This window comes from Mycobacterium sp. FW102-FHT13B02, from assembly GCF_058790275.1.
The window spans coordinates 1-17139 of sequence record NZ_JBYTCM010000014.1; the positions used below are offsets into that span (position 1 = coordinate 1).

At 67.4% G+C, this 17139-nt stretch carries 16 protein-coding genes; 10 read left to right on the plus strand and 6 right to left on the minus strand.

Features of this window, described 5'->3' with window-relative positions; genetic code table 11:
* Nucleotides 1-55 precede the first annotated feature (55 nt).
* A complete protein-coding gene (locus tag AC3WTE_RS21410) occupies nucleotides 56-841 on the minus strand; it encodes an oxygenase MpaB family protein (RefSeq protein ID WP_492440724.1) in 786 nt (261 codons plus the stop codon).
* A gap of 80 nt (nucleotides 842-921) precedes the next feature.
* Here AC3WTE_RS21410 and AC3WTE_RS21415 point away from each other — a divergent pair, with 80 nt between their 5' ends.
* Nucleotides 922-1560: a TetR/AcrR family transcriptional regulator gene (locus AC3WTE_RS21415; RefSeq protein ID WP_492440725.1), complete on the plus strand. Its 639-nt coding sequence runs from the start codon at nucleotides 922-924 to the stop codon at nucleotides 1558-1560.
* Here the strand turns inward: AC3WTE_RS21415 and AC3WTE_RS21420 are convergent.
* The gene (locus AC3WTE_RS21420; RefSeq protein ID WP_492440726.1) at nucleotides 1547-1894 is read right to left on the minus strand and encodes a hypothetical protein; all 348 of its coding nucleotides are present in this window, start codon (nucleotides 1892-1894) and stop codon (nucleotides 1547-1549) included. The two genes, AC3WTE_RS21415 and AC3WTE_RS21420, sit on opposite strands and share 14 nt — an antisense overlap.
* A gap of 101 nt (nucleotides 1895-1995) precedes the next feature.
* On the opposite strand from AC3WTE_RS21420, the gene AC3WTE_RS21425 reads away from it, so the two are divergent.
* From AC3WTE_RS21425 to AC3WTE_RS21435, 3 genes are read left to right on the plus strand one after another with little or no spacing between them, the layout of a single operon-like run.
* Complete coding sequence (locus AC3WTE_RS21425; protein WP_492440727.1) at nucleotides 1996-3360, plus strand: FAD-binding oxidoreductase; 1365 nt, start codon at nucleotides 1996-1998, stop codon at nucleotides 3358-3360.
* 43 nt (nucleotides 3361-3403) lie between these two features.
* On the plus strand, nucleotides 3404-4651 hold the full coding sequence (locus tag AC3WTE_RS21430; protein WP_492440728.1) for a cytochrome P450: 1248 nt from the start codon (nucleotides 3404-3406) through the stop codon (nucleotides 4649-4651).
* A complete protein-coding gene (locus AC3WTE_RS21435; RefSeq protein WP_492440729.1) occupies nucleotides 4651-5220 on the plus strand; it encodes a TetR/AcrR family transcriptional regulator in 570 nt (189 codons plus the stop codon). The genes AC3WTE_RS21430 and AC3WTE_RS21435 overlap by 1 nt, the downstream gene beginning before the upstream one ends.
* 28 nt (nucleotides 5221-5248) lie before the next feature.
* Here the strand turns inward: AC3WTE_RS21435 and AC3WTE_RS21440 are convergent, their stop codons facing one another.
* Entirely contained in the window at nucleotides 5249-5974 is a 726-nt protein-coding gene (locus AC3WTE_RS21440) for a siderophore-interacting protein (protein ID WP_492440731.1), read from the minus strand.
* 74 nt (nucleotides 5975-6048) lie between these two features.
* Between AC3WTE_RS21440 and AC3WTE_RS21445 the strand changes: the two genes are divergently transcribed.
* Nucleotides 6049-7134 carry a DUF5685 family protein gene (locus AC3WTE_RS21445; RefSeq protein WP_492440732.1) on the plus strand — a complete coding sequence of 362 codons (1086 nt, stop codon included), beginning with the start codon at nucleotides 6049-6051 and terminating at the stop codon, nucleotides 7132-7134.
* Here the strand turns inward: AC3WTE_RS21445 and AC3WTE_RS21450 are convergent.
* Together AC3WTE_RS21450 and AC3WTE_RS21455 are read right to left on the minus strand one after the other, a co-directional pair.
* Nucleotides 7131-8231 (minus strand): acyltransferase family protein, encoded by a 1101-nt coding sequence (locus AC3WTE_RS21450; protein ID WP_492440733.1) that lies wholly within the window; start codon nucleotides 8229-8231, stop codon nucleotides 7131-7133. The genes AC3WTE_RS21445 and AC3WTE_RS21450 overlap by 4 nt on opposite strands.
* Nucleotides 8228-10132: a DEAD/DEAH box helicase gene (locus AC3WTE_RS21455; protein ID WP_492440735.1), complete on the minus strand. Its 1905-nt coding sequence runs from the start codon at nucleotides 10130-10132 to the stop codon at nucleotides 8228-8230. The genes AC3WTE_RS21450 and AC3WTE_RS21455 overlap by 4 nt, the downstream gene beginning before the upstream one ends.
* 99 nt (nucleotides 10133-10231) lie before the next feature.
* Between AC3WTE_RS21455 and AC3WTE_RS21460 the strand changes: the two genes are divergently transcribed.
* Nucleotides 10232-10771, plus strand: a complete 540-nt coding sequence (locus tag AC3WTE_RS21460; RefSeq protein ID WP_492440951.1) for an LppP/LprE family lipoprotein — start codon at nucleotides 10232-10234, stop codon at nucleotides 10769-10771.
* Here the strand turns inward: AC3WTE_RS21460 and AC3WTE_RS21465 are convergent.
* A complete protein-coding gene (locus AC3WTE_RS21465; protein ID WP_492440737.1) occupies nucleotides 10768-11112 on the minus strand; it encodes a DUF2200 domain-containing protein in 345 nt (114 codons plus the stop codon). The two genes, AC3WTE_RS21460 and AC3WTE_RS21465, sit on opposite strands and share 4 nt — an antisense overlap.
* Nucleotides 11113-11165: 53 nt before the next feature.
* Between AC3WTE_RS21465 and AC3WTE_RS21470 the strand changes: the two genes are divergently transcribed.
* The 4 genes from AC3WTE_RS21470 to AC3WTE_RS21485 are packed head-to-tail and all read left to right on the plus strand — an operon-like array spanning nucleotide 11166 to nucleotide 17085.
* Nucleotides 11166-14585, plus strand: coding sequence for a TM0106 family RecB-like putative nuclease (locus AC3WTE_RS21470; protein WP_492440739.1), 3420 nt, complete (start codon nucleotides 11166-11168; stop codon nucleotides 14583-14585).
* Nucleotides 14582-15085, plus strand: a complete 504-nt coding sequence (locus AC3WTE_RS21475) for a hypothetical protein (RefSeq protein ID WP_492440740.1) — start codon at nucleotides 14582-14584, stop codon at nucleotides 15083-15085. Before AC3WTE_RS21470 ends, AC3WTE_RS21475 begins: the two co-directional genes overlap by 4 nt.
* Nucleotides 15082-16440, plus strand: a complete 1359-nt coding sequence (locus tag AC3WTE_RS21480; RefSeq protein WP_492440742.1) for an FAD-binding oxidoreductase — start codon at nucleotides 15082-15084, stop codon at nucleotides 16438-16440. Before AC3WTE_RS21475 ends, AC3WTE_RS21480 begins: the two co-directional genes overlap by 4 nt.
* Before the next feature lie 33 nt (nucleotides 16441-16473).
* Complete coding sequence (locus AC3WTE_RS21485) at nucleotides 16474-17085, plus strand: hypothetical protein (protein ID WP_492440744.1); 612 nt, start codon at nucleotides 16474-16476, stop codon at nucleotides 17083-17085.
* The last annotated feature ends 54 nt before the right edge of the window (nucleotides 17086-17139 follow it).

The following is a 17139-nucleotide window of genomic DNA, read 5'->3' on the forward strand; positions in this document are numbered from 1 at the left end:
CTCTTGGCCACCAACACATTCTGCCGAAACGCCAGGTCAAAACACCCAGACACGCTCAATCAAAACGCAACAACCACAGTTCCCGCATCTTCGGGTGGGCATGACGCTGCCCCAACACCTTGGGCGCGCGCAGTGCGATCGGCGTCAACGCGCCCCAGAACGGCAAAACGAGCCTTCGCAACCGCGTCGGGAGCAGCGCGGGCACCGGAAGGGCGTCGAAGCTGTCGTCGGCGTATTGCAGGAATGCGTTGTCCGCCAAGCACTCCTCGGCGACCCGGTCGTAGTACGCCAGCATGTCGGCAAGCGTTTCCGGCAGCTTGGCCCGCGAGCTGGGCAGCTCCAAATAGCTCGTCATCCACCGCAGGGTCTGGTAGACGACCTCGCGTTGCTCAGCGTCGAGATCCTCACCACGGATGGCGACATAGCCCCGGTAGAACAGGTTCAGCGAACTGATGGCGATCCAGTTCCACAGTTCGGGGTCGAGCGCGCTGAATCTGGTATCCGCGAACTCGCCGTTGCCGGTCCCCCGCACGCCCGCATGTAGCCGCTTGAGCTCCTCGGTATCGAAGCGGCGGTCCACCTCGTCGCCGAACAGCATCAACATTCCGTACGCCAGCGACCGGATGCCGCGATCGGTGAAGTTCTGCTGGAACCGCCCCGACCAGTCGACCGCGGCCGCGATCGGGCGGTACGCCACCTGATCGAGCGCCAAGCGACCGAACAGCCCGAGGCTGAGCGGCGAGCCCAACCACCACCGGACATCAGCAGCCAGCTCGGCATGGGGTTGGCCCGGATGCCATGGCTCGACCGCGACCTCAACAGGTACTGCCGTGCTGGTCATGGATGAATCCAATCTGTCATCAAGCGTTGATAGATGTCATGAGGCAACCATCTGTCAACACGTGTGTCAAGATTGGTTTCGTGAGTGGGTCACGGCAGTACGGCGGCTTGAGCGGCGCAGACCGCATCGCCGAGCGGCGGCGCCGCTTCGTGGCGGCCGGCCTGGACCTGATGGGCACCAAAGGCATCCCCGCGACGACCCTGCGCGGCGTCGCCGAGCGAGCCGGACTGGCCGCGCGCTACTTCGCCGAATCGTTTCCGAGCATCGAGGACCTGCACATCGCGGTGTTCGACGACATCATGACCGAACTGGAAGAACGCGGACTCGCCGCGATCGCCGATACCGACGGCGGTCCACGGGCCCGCTCCCGGGCAGCACTGGCGGTGCTCACCGACATCGTGCTCACGGATCAACGCAAGGGCCGCGTCATCTTGATCGAATCCGGCTCCTCACCGGCACTCGGTCCACGCCGCCTCGCGGAAGCTCAGCGGTTCGCCGGCATCGTCGCCGGGCTGAGCGGTTCCGGTACCGATCCGCGACCACTCGACCTGCAGCTGACCGCACAATTCGTCATCGGCGGGGTCGGCGAGACGCTCACCGCCGTCCTCCTCGGAGCGATATTGGTCGACCGCGAGCACCTCATCGACATGCTGAACGACCTGTTGTTTGCTTCGCTGCGCGCAGTCCGGCCGCCCGCCGGTGCGATCAGAACGGGATGACGGACTCACTGTGGAGGTTCAGCCACACCCGGCGCGCCCAGCGCCGCACCGGACCGGCGGACAGATGGGCGATCAGTTCCCGATCATCGATCAGATAGCCCCCGGGCACCCGATGCCAGAGTCCGGCCAGCCAAAGCTCCAGTGCCACAACCGTTGTCACCGAACCGGGGGCAATGGCATCGAGGACCGCATCGGCCACGAAAGCCGGGCGACGGGTACGCACGCTGCGGCTCACGGCACGGACATGGAGTTCGATCGCGGTCGCTGACACATGCGCCCCGCGAGGGCTGCCACGCAGCGCCTCCATCTCGGCCAACATGGCCTTGCTGTACACGCTGTCGAGCGTACCCGTAACACGGTCGTTACACGGGATTAATACGCATGGCACATGGCGCGGGCCGTAACCGGTCGGCGCGCTGCTCCTAGACTTGCCGAGTGCACACCGCGCTGCCGAGTCTCATCGCCGACCTACCCACCGACGCCGTCGTCACCGATCCGGACATCGTCGCGTCCTACCGCCAGGACCGCGCGCTGGATCCGGACGCCGGCACGCCCATCGCCGTGGTGCGGCCGCGGAGCACCGAGGAAGTGCAGACGATCCTGCGGTGGGCCAGTGCACACAAGATTCCGGTGGTACCACGCGGCGCCGGCACCAGCCTGTCCGGTGGCGCGACGGCCGTCGACGGCGGCATCGTGCTCACCACCGAACGGATGCGCGACATCATCGTCGATACGGCGACCCGTACCGCCGTGGTGCAGCCGGGCCTGCTCAACGCCGAGGTGAAGAAAGCCGTTGCGGCCCATGGGCTCTGGTACCCGCCCGACCCGTCGTCGTTCGAAATCTGCAGCATCGGCGGCAATGTCGCCACCAACGCCGGTGGCTTGTGCTGCGTGAAATACGGCGTCACCACCGACTACATCCTCGGCCTGCAGGTGGTTCTGGCCGACGGCACCGCGGTACGGCTCGGCGGCCCGCGACTGAAAGACGTTGCGGGACTGAGCCTCACCAAACTGTTCGTCGGCAGCGAAGGTACGCTCGGCGTCGTCACCGAGGCGACACTGCGCCTGCTGCCACCACAGCATCGCGGGTGCACCGTGGTCGCCAGTTTCGACTCGGTGCGCGCCGCAGCCGATGCCGTCGTGACCATTACCGGCCGGATTCGCCCGTCGATGCTCGAGTTCATGGACGACGTCGCGATCAACGCGGTCGAGGACAAACTCAAGATGGGACTGGATCGCAGCGCCAAGGCGATGCTGGTAGCGGCGTCCGACGATCGCGGCGCCGCGGGCGTCGAGGACACCGAATACATGGCCCGCGTGTTCACCGAAGCCGGTGCGACAGAAGTGTTTTCGACCGACGATCCCGACGAGGGCGAGGCCTTCGTGGCCGCGCGGCGGTTCGCCATCCCGGCCGTGGAAGCCAAGGGACCACTGCTCCTGGAGGACGTCGGCGTACCGTTGCCCGCGCTGGCGGACCTGGTCGACGGCGTCGCCGAGATCGCCCGTAAGCACGACCTACTGATCTCGGTGATCGCACACGCCGGGGACGGCAACACCCACCCACTGATCGTCCATGACCCGAACGACGCCGAGAACACGCGCCGCGCCAACATCGCGTTCGGCGAGATCATGGACCTCGCCGTGTCACTCGGCGGCACCATCACCGGCGAGCACGGCGTCGGCCGGCTCAAGCGGCCCTGGCTGGCCGGCCAACTCGGTCCCGAGGTGATGGAACTGAACCGCCGGATCAAGGCCGCGCTGGACCCCGACAACATCCTGAATCCGGGCGCGGGCATCTAATTCGGGCATTGACACGTCCGCTCAACCGCCGTACACATAAGACATGACGGCGCTTTTGTCTCACGAGACATCCGGCTCCCCCGTGGCGTTCCAGCTGGCCGATTCGGCCGGGTGGGTCGACCCCTGGCCGATGTACCGGTCGCTGCGCGACCACGATCCGGTGCATCACGTGGTGCCCGCCGGCAATCCCGCCGCCGACTACTACGTACTGTCCCGGCACGCCGACATCTGGACCGCCGCGCGCGACCACGAGACGTTCTCCTCGGCGCAGGGGCTGACCGTCAACTACGGCGAGCTGGAACTTATTGGCCTACAGGACAACCCGCCGATGGTGATGACGGACCCGCCCGTGCACACCGAATTCCGCAAGCTGGTGTCGCGCGGCTTCACCCCGCGCCAGGTCGAGGCCGTCGAGCCCAAGGTCCGCGAATTCGTCGTGCAACGGCTCGAGAAGCTCAAGGCCGCCGGTGGCGGAGACATCGTGGCCGAGCTGTTCAAGCCGCTGCCGTCGATGGTCGTCGCGCATTACCTGGGCGTGCCCGAGGCCGACCGCGACCAATTCGACGGCTGGACCGAGGCCATCGTCGCGGCCAACACCGCCGAGGGTGGCCTCGGTGGCGCACTCGAGACGCTGGGCAGCGCGCTCGGCGACATGATGGGGTACTTCACCGCGCTGATCGAGCGCCGCCGCAAGGAGCCCGAAGATGACACCGTGTCACACCTGGTTGCCGCGGGCATCGGCGCCGATGGAGACATCAGCGGCGTGCTGTCGATCCTTGCGTTCACCTTCACGATGGTCACCGGCGGCAACGACACCACCACCGGGATGCTGGGCGGCGCGGTGCAGCTCCTGCACCGGCAACCCGACCAGCGCCGCCTGCTCGTCGAAAACCCCGACCTCATCGCCGAATCCGTCGACGAACTACTCCGGCTCACCTCGCCGGTCCAGGGCCTGGCGCGCACCGCTACCCGCGACGTGACCATCGGCGACACCACCATCCCGGCCGGACGCAAGGCGTTGTTGCTCTACGGCTCGGGTAACCGCGACGAACGCCAATACGGCCCGGGCGCAGGCGAATTGGATGTGACGCGCGCACCGCGCAACATCCTGACGTTCAGTCACGGGGCACACCACTGTCTGGGCGCGGCGGCCGCGCGGATGCAGTCCCGCGTCGCATTGACCGAACTGCTCTCGCGGATACCGGAATTCACCGTCGACGAGGACAGCATCGAGTGGGCCGGGGGCAGCTATGTGCGCCGTCCACTCTCGGTGCCGTTTACCATTTGCTGATGGCAACTGACTGGCTGGCCGGCCGACGTACCGAGGTCGCAGCGGAGGCCATCCTGGACGCCGCCGACCGCCTGTTCGCCGAGCAGGATGCCGCGACCGTCGGGATGCTCGAAATCGCCAGGGCGGCAGGCTGTTCCCGTGCCACGCTGTACCGGTACTACGAGAACCGGGACGTGCTGCACCTGGCCTACGTGCACCGTGAGGCGTTTCGGGTGTTCGCCCATGTCGGCGAGCAGATCGCAGACATCAGCGACCCGCGCACCCGACTGCTCGACGGGGTGGCGATCGCACTGCGCAGTGTGCGGGAAAGTCCCGCACTGTCATCGTGGTTCGTCGCCACCCAGCGGCCCATCGGCGGTGAGGTGGCCGCGCAGTCGGACGTCATCACCGGCATGGTCGCGGCGTTCCTGTCAGATTTGTGGCCGGATCTCGAGACCGAGGCCGCGCACCGCCGGGCCAACTGGCTGGTCCGGATGATGGTGTCGCTGTTGATGTTCCCCGGCGCCGACGAAGACGACGAGCGCGCGATGCTCGACGAATTCGTTGTGGCCCAACTGGTTCCCCGGTAGTCCCGCGGCTTCGCGCGCCCCGGCGTGATCAAGCTTCCCAGTAGGCCCGCGCCTTGATGGACTTCTTCGGAATCTGATAGTCCTCGCGCAACACCTTGACCACCGACCGGGTGGTCCGGTTATCGCATGCCACCCAACCGAAGTGGTCCGAGGCGTCGAACGCCGAGGCCCGCACGGTCTCGACCAGCGCCTCGCCGTCGTTCTTGCGATCGACCCAGGTCACGGTCAGCCCCTGAGCGCCGGTACCCACCTGAAGGTCGCGGTCGTCGTCGTGTCCGGCCTCCAGATACACCTGAACGGGCGCCTCGCCGATGGCCTGCAGCAGCGAGTTGATGGCCGGCAGCGATGCGGTGTCGCCGACCAGGAGGTAGCCGGCCGGCGCAGGCTCGGGCAGCTCGAAGCTGCTGCCGAGCAGCGTCACCTCGAGGGTGTCGCCGGGCTTGGCCTCCTGGGCCCAGCGGGTGGCCAGACCGTCATGGAGGGCGAAGTCGATGTCGGTGGTGCCGTTGGCCGGATCGGGGTTGACCAGCGTGTAGCCGCGCTGGTGCGCCCTGTCACCGTCGGGGAACCAACCGCGGACCCACATGGTCGGGTGCACCGGCCGTTCGGCCAACAGGTTCCCGGTGGTGAAGTGCAGCCGCAGATAGTTCGCGGTGATCTGGGTGCGGCCGGTGACGGTCAGCTCGTAGTCGCCGCCCCGCCACAGTTTGACCAGTGCCCCCTGAATTCCACGCGACGGTTTCGACTCAGTCATTAGGGCAGCATAACCTAATCTAATTCCCGAGTGGTTCCTCTGCGGTTTGCGCTGGCCGCGGCTATCTTCAACCCGTGTTCGGCATCCTCCGGCCCTGCCGGCATCGACTCGGTAAGGAACTCGCCGCCGTCTGGACCGCCCAGTTGTGCGGCCTGTGCCTCGCCCTCCGCGATGACTACGGTCAGGGCGGCCGGGTCGCCACCAACTACGACGGGCTCGTGGTGTCGGCGTTGGTGGAGGCACAGTCCATCTCCGCGCCCGGACGCCGGGAGGCCGGCCGCTGCCCGCTGCGGGGCATGCGCAAGGCCGACGTCGCGATAGGTGAATCGGTCCGGCTGGCGGCCGTGGTCTCACTGGTGCTTGCGGCGGCGCGGGTGCGCGACCATGTCGATGACGGAGACGGGGTGTTCGCCGCCACGGGCGTGCGGCCCGCGGCCCGACGGATCGCCGACCGGTGGGTCCGGCAAGGCACGGGCGTCGGCACTGCCCTCGGCTTCGACACCACCGTGCTGATGGACGCCATCGATCGGCAACCGGTGCTGGAAGCCGCTGCGGCGGCAGGCAGTTCGTTGCTCGCGGTCACCGAACCCACGGAAACCTCGGTCGCGGCGGCATTCGCGCACACCGCGGTATTGGCCGGGCAGCCGGCGAACGTGGAGCCACTGCGTGAGATCGGTCGGTTGTTCGGGCGGACCGCGCATCTGCTCGATGCGGTCGAGGACCTGCACGCCGACCGGACGCTCGGGAAATGGAATCCCGTGGCCGCCACCGCAACACCGATCGGCGATGTCCGTAGGGCGTGCGACGACGCGGTGCTCGGCATCGAACTCGCCTTGGCCGACGTGGAATTCACCGATGGGCGGTTGGTGCATCAGCTGCTGACGCGCGAATTACGGCGGGCCGTGACCCGGACCTTCAGCCGTGCGGGGTTCGAAGCGGCGGATGTGCCGCCCGGTCCCGGCCCTTCTGCGGCGCCATTCGGCGAACTGCCGATCGACGGCGGCGCCGAATCCGAAGATCCCGCCGAACCCGAAGATCCCGAGGACCAGGAGAAGAAAACCAAGCGCAAGAGCGGCTGGTTCGACAACTGTTGGGTGTGCGACTGCTGCTGTGACTGTGGGGATTGCGACTGCTGCTGCGGGGACTGCTGCGACTGCTAGTTCCGGACCCGGGTGAACCGGTGCAGTAGCCACGCCACCGGAATGGTGAACAGCGTCGTCAGCGTGAACAGCGCGAACGTCGACCCGGTCCAGATGTGCTGGTGCATCACCTCGACCATGACCAGTTCCATGACGACCAGGTGCACCAGGAAGATCTCGTAGGAAATCTCACCGAGGAAGACCATCAGCCGGCTTCCGAGCAGCCACGCGTACCAACCGCGGTTCCCCAAGCCCAGCGGCGCGACGACCAACGTGGCGATGGCCGCGTAGAGCACCGACTTCCACAGGCTTTCCAGCAGCGTCGCCGGTGACGTGGTCGGAGCGCCGGCGATGGGTGTCGACGCGATGAGGTAACAGACCAATGCCATTGGGATGCACAGGAATCCGTAGGCACGCACACCCATCACAGACAGCACGGATAGCAGCATGCCGCCGACGAACCAGATCAGGTAGGTGGGCAACCACAGCCGGGCGCCGTCGGGCAGGAAATGCGTCGTGTGCACCAAGGTCAGCCACCCGAAGCTCGATGCGGCCAGAATCCCGAGTGCGCCGAGCAACACCCCGGGCCGCCACTGCCGCCGGCACAGCACCACCATCAGCAGGTAGGCCAACAACGGAAGGGCAACGTAGAAAGCAGCTTCCACCGCCAGGCTCCACATCTGGGTGAGGCCCTGATGCAGCCAGGAGAACAGGTAGTTGTCGGTGTAGATCTGAGTGAGCGTGAGGTTGCGGAGCAGCCCCAGCCAGGTGTGGCCGGGATTCGGGCCGGCCGTCCGGAAGTGATACAACGCGTAGGCCGCCAACACCGTGACCACGTAGGCGGGCATGATCCGCCGTACCCGGTGCCAGGCGTAACGCTGCAATGACGGTGCCTCGTAGGGCTTTTCGGCATCAGTACGAGCCAGCGCCTTCACCCACGGGGTGAACAGCAGGAAGCCCGACAGCACGAAGAAGATCGGCACGCCGATCTCGGCACGCGAGTACATCAACCCGACGTAGTCTTGCGTGTACTTACCCGTGGTGTAGGCCGCGTGGGTCAACACCACCAGCAGAGCGGCGACAGCACGGACCCCGGTGAGTGAAGCAACCCGGGTCACTTGTACTTACGCTTGCCCTCGCCTCGACCTTCGTGGCGGCTGTCGCGCCGTTCATCGTCGCGGCCTCGACCCTGACGTGATCCATGATCCTGGCGGCCGCCGCGGTCGGAGTACGAACCCCGGTCCGACCCTCGGTCCGAACGTGCGCCACGATCCTGGTAACCGCCGGAATGCCCGCCCTTGTCCAGCTCCAGGTGAATCAACTGGCCCGAAATGCGGGTGCTCTCCAGCTTTTTGAGCGTGTCCTTGCTCAACTTGGCGGGCAGCTCGACCAACGAGTGGTCCACGCGGATGCTGATGTGCCCGAAGTCGCTGCGATTGAGCCCGCCCTCGTTGGCGATGGCGCCGACGATGGCACCCGGCATCACCTTGTGCCGCTTGCCCACCGCGATGCGGTAGGTGGCCAGGTCGTCGCGCGTCGACCGGGGCTTGCGTTCCCGGTCGCCGCGGTCCCCGCGGTCGTCACGATCCCGGTCGGGACGTTCACGGCGCTTCTCCGGCGGCGGCTCCTTCATCAGGAACTCTTCGCCACCCTGGGTCCGCACGGCCAGCGCCGCCGCGATATCGGCGAGCGGCACGTTGTTGTCGCGCTCGTAGTCCTCGATCAACCGGCGGAACAGCTCGATGCCCGGCGCGTTGAGCGAGTCGGTGAGCGAGTCACGGAACTTCGACACGCGCTGGGCGTTGACGTCGTCGACCGAAGGCAGTTGGGACTCGATGAGTTTCTTGCGCGTGACGCGCTCGATCGAGTTGAGCAGGTGCCGTTCGCGCGGCGTGACGAACAGCAGCGCGGTGCCCGAACGCCCCGCGCGGCCGGTGCGCCCGATGCGGTGCACGTACGACTCGGGGTCGTGCGGGATGTCGTAGTTCAGAACATGGGAGATGCGTTCGACGTCAAGGCCACGGGCCGCCACGTCGGTCGCGATCAGGATGTCGATGGAGCCGTCCTTGAGCCCGTTGATGGTGCGCTCACGGACCGCCTGCGCAATGTCGCCGTTGATCGCAGCGGCGGAAAAGCCACGCGCCCTGAGCTTTTCGGCAACTTCCTCGGTGGCCTGCTTGGTGCGGACGAAGACGATCATCGCCTCGAACGGCTCAACCTCGAGCAGCCGGGTGATGGCGTCCATCTTGCGGGCGCCGGCCACCTGGATGTATCGCTGCGTGATGTTCTCAGCGGTCTGCGCCTTGGCCTTGATGGTCACTTCGACCGGGTCGTGCAGATACCGGGCGGTGATCTTCTTGATGGCCGGCGGCATGGTCGCCGAGAAGAGGGCGACCTGCTTGTACTCCGGGGTGTCGGCCAGGATGCGCTCGACATCCTCGGCGAAGCCCATCTGCAGCATCTCGTCGGCCTCGTCGAGCACCAGGTAATCGAGGTGCGAGAGGTCCAGACTGCCCTTCGACAGGTGGTCGATCACGCGGCCCGGGGTTCCGACCACGACCTGCGCACCGCGCTTGAGACCGGCCAACTGCGGCGTGTACGACGAGCCGCCGTAGATCGGCAGCACGTTGATGTTCAGGTGCGCGCCGTACTTGCCGAACGCCTCGGCCACCTGCAGCGCCAGCTCGCGCGTCGGCGCCAGCACCAGGCACTGGGTGTTGCGGCTGGTGGGGTCGATCTTGGACAGCACCGGAACCGCGAAGGCTGCGGTCTTGCCGGTACCGGTCTGGGCGAGGCCGACGACGTCGGACCCGTTCAGAATCGCCGGGATGGTGGCGGCCTGGATGGGCGAGGGAGACTCGTAGCCGACGTCGGTCAGCGCCCGCAGCACCTCCGGACGGATGTTCAGGTCGGCGAAGGTGACCTCGGCGCCGGTTTCGGCGGAGGTGTCAGAAGCGGGTTCAGTGGTGGTGTTCTGGCCGCCCGAATCCGGGTCGGCCTCGGGCGAAGACGTCGTCATTATGCGAGAAGTCTAGTGGGTCATCGGGCCAGGTACGCCCAGCATGGCCGACCGGACTCCTTATAGGGTGGCCGGGTGCGCTGCGCCGAACCGAAACTGATGACGATCGCGGTGGCCGTACTCGCGGCGGCAAGCCTGTCCGCATGTGGCTCGGGCGACTCGACCGCCTCCAAGACTCCCGATCCGACCGCGCCGGCCGCAGCCAAGAAATCTGCCGCGCCGACCGTCGTCGCAGGTCCGAAGACCAGCGCGGCACCGGCGGACCCCTGCGCCGTCAGTCTCACCGCTCCTGATATCGCCAAGGCCGTGTCCACGCTGCCGGCGGATCCCCGCAGCAAGCAGGGCTGGAGCCCGGAGCCACTGGCCGGCAACTACAACCAGTGCGCGCCACTGTCGGTGGTGATTGTGAAAGCCAACACCAACGCCGAGCAGCCCAATACCCGTGCCGTGATGTTCCACCTGGGCCAGTTCATCCCGACCGGGGTGCCCGACACGTACGGGTTCAACGGCATCGACCTGGCCGCGTCCACCGGCGACACCGTCGCCCTGAGCTACACCAACCCGGCGACCGGGCTCAAGAGCGTCGTGCGATTCCACTGGAACGGCAACGGCGTCGAGTTGATCGGCAACACGCGCTAGGTCGCGCGGAGCACCTTCTCCATGGCCTTGCCCTTGGCCAGCTCGTCGACCAGCTTGTCCAGGTAGCGGATTTTCTGCATCAGCGGGTCCTCGACGTTCTCGACGCGGACGCCGCACACCAACCCCGTGATGAGGGTGGCGTTCGGGTTCAGCGTCGCCGCGGCGAAGAAATCCTCGAAGGAGGTCTGGGCCTTCAGGTGCTCGGCGAGGGTCGCCTGATCGAAGCCCGTCAGCCAGCAGATGACCTCGTCGAGCTCGGCGGTGGTGCGGCCCTTCTTCTCCACCTTGTTGACGTAGTGGGGGTAGACCGAAGCGACGCTGGTGGTGAAAATCCGGCTCACCGAGTCCACCGTAGCCCCGGCGTTTTGTCACCGGGCTGCCATATGGTGACGACGTGTTCCTGAGTCCGACCGATCAGACCGCGCCGGTCATCTACAGCGCGTCCGATCTCGCGGCGGCGGCGCGGTGCGAGTATGCGCTGCTGCGCCGGTTCGACGGGATGCTGGGCTGGGGACCGAAGGCCGTCGTGGACGACGATCTGCTGGCGCGCACAGCCGAACTCGGCGACGCCCACGAGCAGCGGCATCTGGAGCAGCTCCGCGAGGCGTCCGGGGACAACGTCACGATGATCGGCCGGCCGCGGCCGTATACGGTCGCCGGGCTGCTCGCGGCGGCCGAGGCCACCCGGGCAGCCGTCGACCGCCGGGCGCCGGTGATCTATCAGGCCGCGATGTTCGATGGCCGCTTCCTGGGTTTCGCCGACTTCCTGATCCTGGAGGACGGGCGCTATCGGCTTCGGGACACCAAGCTCGCCCGCTCGGTGAAAGTCGAGGCACTCCTGCAGTTGGCGGCCTACGCCGACGCGCTGGAGCAGGCCGGGGTGCCGGTGGCGCCGGAAGTCGACCTGGTGCTCGGGGACGGCACCGTCGCCAGTTATCCAGTGGCCGAACTGCTTCCTGTCTACCTGCCCCGACGGGCCGCGCTGCAGCGGCTGCTCGACGAACACCGGGCCGGTGGGGCGCCGGTGTCCTGGGAGACCCCGGACCTGCGGGCCTGCCACCAATGCGATGACTGCGCGGTCGAAGTCCGAGAACGCGACGATCTCCTGCTGGTGGCCGGCATGCGGGTGAGCCAGCGCGCCCGGCTGCTCGACGCCGGGATCACCACCATGCACGAGCTGGCCGAACACACCGGTGCGGTGCCCGGACTCTCGTCCCGCATCGTGGCGAATCTCGTGGGGCAGGCGCGCCTGCAGGTCGCTCCCCCGATCGAGGGCAAGCCCCAGTTCGAGGTGATCGACCCGCAGCCCCTGACCGGCCTGCCCGAGCCCGACCGCGGCGACCTGTTCTTCGACTACGAAGGCGACCCGCTGTGGACCGAGAACGGCCGGGACTGGGGACTGGAATACCTGTGGGGCACCCTGACCGCCACCGGCGCGTTCCACCCGCTGTGGGCACATGACCGGACCAGTGAACGCCAGGCGCTCATCGACTTCCTGGCGTTCGTGCGCAAGCAACGCAAGCGGTACCCGAACATGCACATCTACCACTACGCGGCCTACGAGAAGAGCACGCTGCTGCGACTGTCCGGGCGCTACGGCGTCGGCGAGGCCGAGGTGGACGAACTGCTGCGCAGCGGCGTGCTGGTCGACCTGCTGCCGTTGGTACGCAAGAGCATTCGCGTCGGTACCGAGAGCTACAGCATCAAGTACCTGGAGCCGCTGTACATGGGCGGCGAGCTGCGCGTCGGCGAGGTCACCAAAGCCACCGACTCGATCACGCAGTACGCGCGCTACACCGAGCTGGAGGCCGCCGGGGAGCACGAGGAAGCGGCGACGGTCCTCAAGGAGATCGAGGACTACAACCACTACGACTGCCGCTCCACGCTGCGGCTGCGCGAGTGGCTGCTCGGGGTGGCGTGGGCCGCGGGCATCGCGCCGCGTGGACCGGTCAGCGGCGGCCCGGCACAACCAGAGACTGCGGCGCCGGCCGACGACGCAACGCAGCGCGCCCTGTCCAAGTACGCGGGCGACGGCACCACGGCGCGTTCCGCCGAGCAGCAGGCCGTGGCCATGATCGCGGCAGCCCGCGGGTACCACCAGCGCGAGGAAAAGCCGTTCTGGTGGGAGCATTTCGACCGGATCAACAATCCGGTCGACGAATGGGCCGACAGCGCAGACGTTTTCGTGGCCACGACCACCCCGCACATCGCCGTCGACTGGAACACCCCACCCAAGGCCCGTAAGCCACAGCGTCAGGTGCTGCTGCGGGGCGAGATCGCCGCCGGCTCCATCCCGCCCGGCGCCGAGGTCTTCGCCCTCTATGAACCACCCTCTCCAACAGGGCTTTCCGACGATCCGGACGTCCGGGCCGCCGGCGCCGCCAAGGTGCTGGACTGCAACGAGGACGGCACCGAGGTGCTGATCATGCATCGCACCGGCAAAGACGGCGACGAGTTCGACCAGCTGCCGTTCGCCCTGACGCCCGGCCCGCCACCGAACACCAAACCACTGCGGAACGCGATCGAGACGGCCGCCGGCGCGGTGGCCGCCGGGTTGCCGTCGCTGCCGCCCAACGCGGTGCTGGACATCCTCTTGCGCTCCGCCCCACGCACCGGCTCCAAGGGACCGCTCCCCCGTACCGGCGACACCGCGCGGGATATCGTTGCCGCCCTGCGGGATCTGGATTCGTCGTACCTCGCGGTGCACGGCCCGCCGGGCACGGGAAAGACCTTCACCGCCTCGAAGGTCATCGCCGACCTGGTCAACCACGACCACTGGCGCATCGGTGTGGTGGCGCAGTCGCACGCCGTCGTGGAGAACGTGCTCTGCAGTGTGGTCAAGGCCGGCATCGACGGCGCAGTGGTCGGCAAGAAGCGGGCGCCGGATGACGCACCGTTCACCGAGGTCCCGGACAACCAGTACGCACGCTTCATCGCGGACAGCAACGGCTGCGTGATCGGCGGCACCGCTTGGGATTTCGCCAACGACGGGCGCGTCCCCCGGGGCTGTCTGGATCTGCTCGTCATCGAAGAGGCCGGCCAGTTCAGCCTGGCCAACACCATTGCCGTCGCGTCGGCAGCAAGCAATCTGCTGCTGCTCGGTGATCCGCAGCAGCTGCCACAGGTCAGCCAGGGCACCCACCCGGAACCGGTGGACGAGTCGGCCCTGAGCTGGCTGGTCGAGGGCCGGCACACGCTGCCTGCCGAACGCGGCTACTTCCTGGACGTCTCGTACCGGATGCACCCGGCGGTGTGCGCGCCGGTATCGGCGCTGTCGTACGACAACCGGCTGCTGTCCGCTGAAAGCGTCAGCGGCGCACGGCGATTGGCCGGGATCGAGCCCGGCGTGCACCTGATGACCGTCGACCACGACGGCAATTCGACCGACAGCCCCCAGGAAGCCGAGGCGATCATCGCGGCCATCGAGGACCTGGTCGGCCGGCAGTGGTCCGACGAGGACGGCACGAAAACCCTTGGCCCCGAGGATGTTCTGATCGTGGCACCGTACAACGCGCAGGTGGTGCTGCTGCGCGAGCGGATGGACGCGGCCGGGTACGGCGATGTCCAGGTGGGCACCGTCGACAAGTTCCAGGGGCGACAGGCGCCCGTGGTGTTCGTGTCGATGACGGCGTCGTCCATCGCCGAGGTCCCGCGCGGCATGGGTTTCCTGCTCAACCGTAACCGGCTCAACGTGGCGATCAGCCGCGCCAAGTACGCCGCCTACGTGGTGCGCTCGGCGTTGTTGACCGACTACCTCCCGTCGACCCCGGACGGGATGATCGAGCTCGGCGCGTTTCTGTCGGTGACCGCATGACCATGCCGCCGCCGGGCCCGCAGGCGCCGCCCGTTCATCACGTCTGGACGGCCGGTCCGTCTGACCGCAGGCACTTCACGTGGCTCTCGACCACGCGAGCCCTGACCCGGTGGCAGCTGTGGTTGATCCTCGTGGTTGCCATCGGGTTCTCGGCGGCCGGCGCCGGATCCGTGCCGACGGCCATCGGCGTCACAGTCGTCTTGCTGCCGATGTTCTTCGCCGTCATCGCGGCCACAACCTGGTACCGCATCTATCGGACGTTGGGGCACAACATGTTTCCCGGCGCGCAATGGGCGTCCGGATTCAACGACTACGGGTTCATGCTGGCGACCCCGGGTGGCACCGTCACGCTCGGCTGGGCCTCGGTCACCGCGGTCCGGCCGGGCGCCGAAATGGTGGCATTCCACACCAAGACCGGCCGCGTCGGCATCCCGAGCCCTCTCGTACCACCGCCCGCGGTCGAATACGCGCGGACTCAGATCGCCCGGCAGCAGCGATGATCGATCCCCTGATCGAACGGCTCACCGCTGTCGTCGGCGCGGCATACGTCACAACCAACTCCGACGTACTCGCCGGCCGGGTCGTCGACCACACCGGCCGCTATCGCGGCCGCGCCCGGGCACTGGTCCGTCCGGGCAACGACGCCGAAGTCGCTGCGGCACTGCGCGCGTGCCGGGACACCGGCGCCTACGTCACAGTCCAGGGCGGGCGGACATCGCTGGTCGCCGGAGCCGTCCCCGAGCATGACGACATCCTGCTGTCCACCGAACGGTTGTCGGCGGTCGCAGTGGTCGACACCGAGGAACGCCGGGTCCGGGCCGGGGCCGGCGCGACCTGCGCCGCGGTCCAGCACGCCGCGGCCGCCGCGGGCCTGGTGTTCGGCGTCGATCTCGCGTCACGTGATTCGGCGACTGTCGGCGGTATGGCATCGACGAATGCCGGCGGGCTGCGCACAGTGCGGTACGGCAACATGCGCGAACAGATTCTGGGCCTCGATGTGGCGTTGCCCGACGGCTCGCTGGTACGTCGGCACAGTCAGGTGCGCAGCGACAACACCGGCTACGACCTGACCTCGTTGTTCGTCGGGGCGGAGGGCACGCTCGGCGTGATCACCGGACTTGACCTTCGGCTGTATCCGGCTCCGGCACAACGGGTTACCGCGGTGGCCGGCTTCGACGATCTGGACGCATTGATCGATGCCGGCCGCCGATTCCGGGATACGGACGGCATCGCCGCACTCGAACTCATCGACTCGCGCGGCAGTGCGCTGACCGCCGAACATCTAGGAGTCGCCGCACCGGTGGACGGTGCCTGGCAGCTGCTGATCGAGCTGGCCGGCGACACCGATCAGACCGAACTGCTGGCCTCCGCACTCGAGGACACCCAGCTGGTCGGCGAACCCGCAGTGGGCGTGGACATCAGCGCGTCTCAACGACTGTGGCAGGTGCGCGAATCGATCGGCGAGATCCTCGGCTGGTACGGGCCGCCGCTTAAATTCGATGTGTCGCTGCCACTTTCCAGCATTGCCGGGTTCACCGCGCGGGCCGTGACCGTCACCGCCGAGCATGCACCCGATGCCATCCCGGTACTCTTCGGCCACATCGGCGAGGGCAACCTACACCTGAACCTGGTGCGCTGCAACGTTTCTGACGAAAGCGAACGAGCCCTCTACACCGCGATGATGACACTGATCGCCGACTGCGGAGGTAACGTCAGCTCCGAACACGGTGTCGGCACCCGGAAACGCGACTACCTCAACATGTCTCGCAGCGATGCCGATATCGCGGCCATGCGCACGGTGAAGGCGGCATTCGACCCGACCGGTTATCTGAACCCCGCCGTCCTGTTCCGCTGATTGCGCTGCACTTTGAGCGGTAGCGTCAACACGGTGCGCCGATACGCCCTGGCTGTTGTCACGCTGCCACTGCTCACGCTCGCCGGACTCGCGGCGCCCGACAGCCACGCAACGCCGGCCTGCGACACCACCGCTCCGAGCCGTGCACCCGCGGTGATCACCGGATTCGACGGTTACACCGCGGTGAACCTGTGCGACTACGCCGGGCCCAAGCACTACGGCTGGTCCTCGTACCGGTTCACGACGGCCGACGGCGTGCACTGCGAGCTGTACGACGGGCCGAACTCGTGGCAGTACTACTCCAGCATCACCTGCTGGGGGAAGCTGCCCGGCGTGCCGGCGGACGTGACCCAGGTCGAGGTCGCCGCAGGCAGCGTGGCGACTTACGGCCAGGCGGATGTCAGGCAGAGGGAAACGCAGGACGGTGGCCTGCCCGTCGACCCGGCCGGCTACCGGCAGTTGGCGCCCGGGCAGAAAATCGTGGTCCCCGGTGCCAAGGGCTCCGTCGACGAGAACGACGAAGTGTGCGCGACAGCCGGTGACGGCGCACTCACCTGCGAGATCCAGAATCCCGGCGAAGCGTGGGGTCAGGACCGGGCGACGCACGGTTTCGTGCTGTCCGCGCAGGGCAGCCGGATCTACTAGCAGCGCTGTCGATCGCGCTATGCCCTCCGCGACCGCGACCGTAACCTCAGGGCG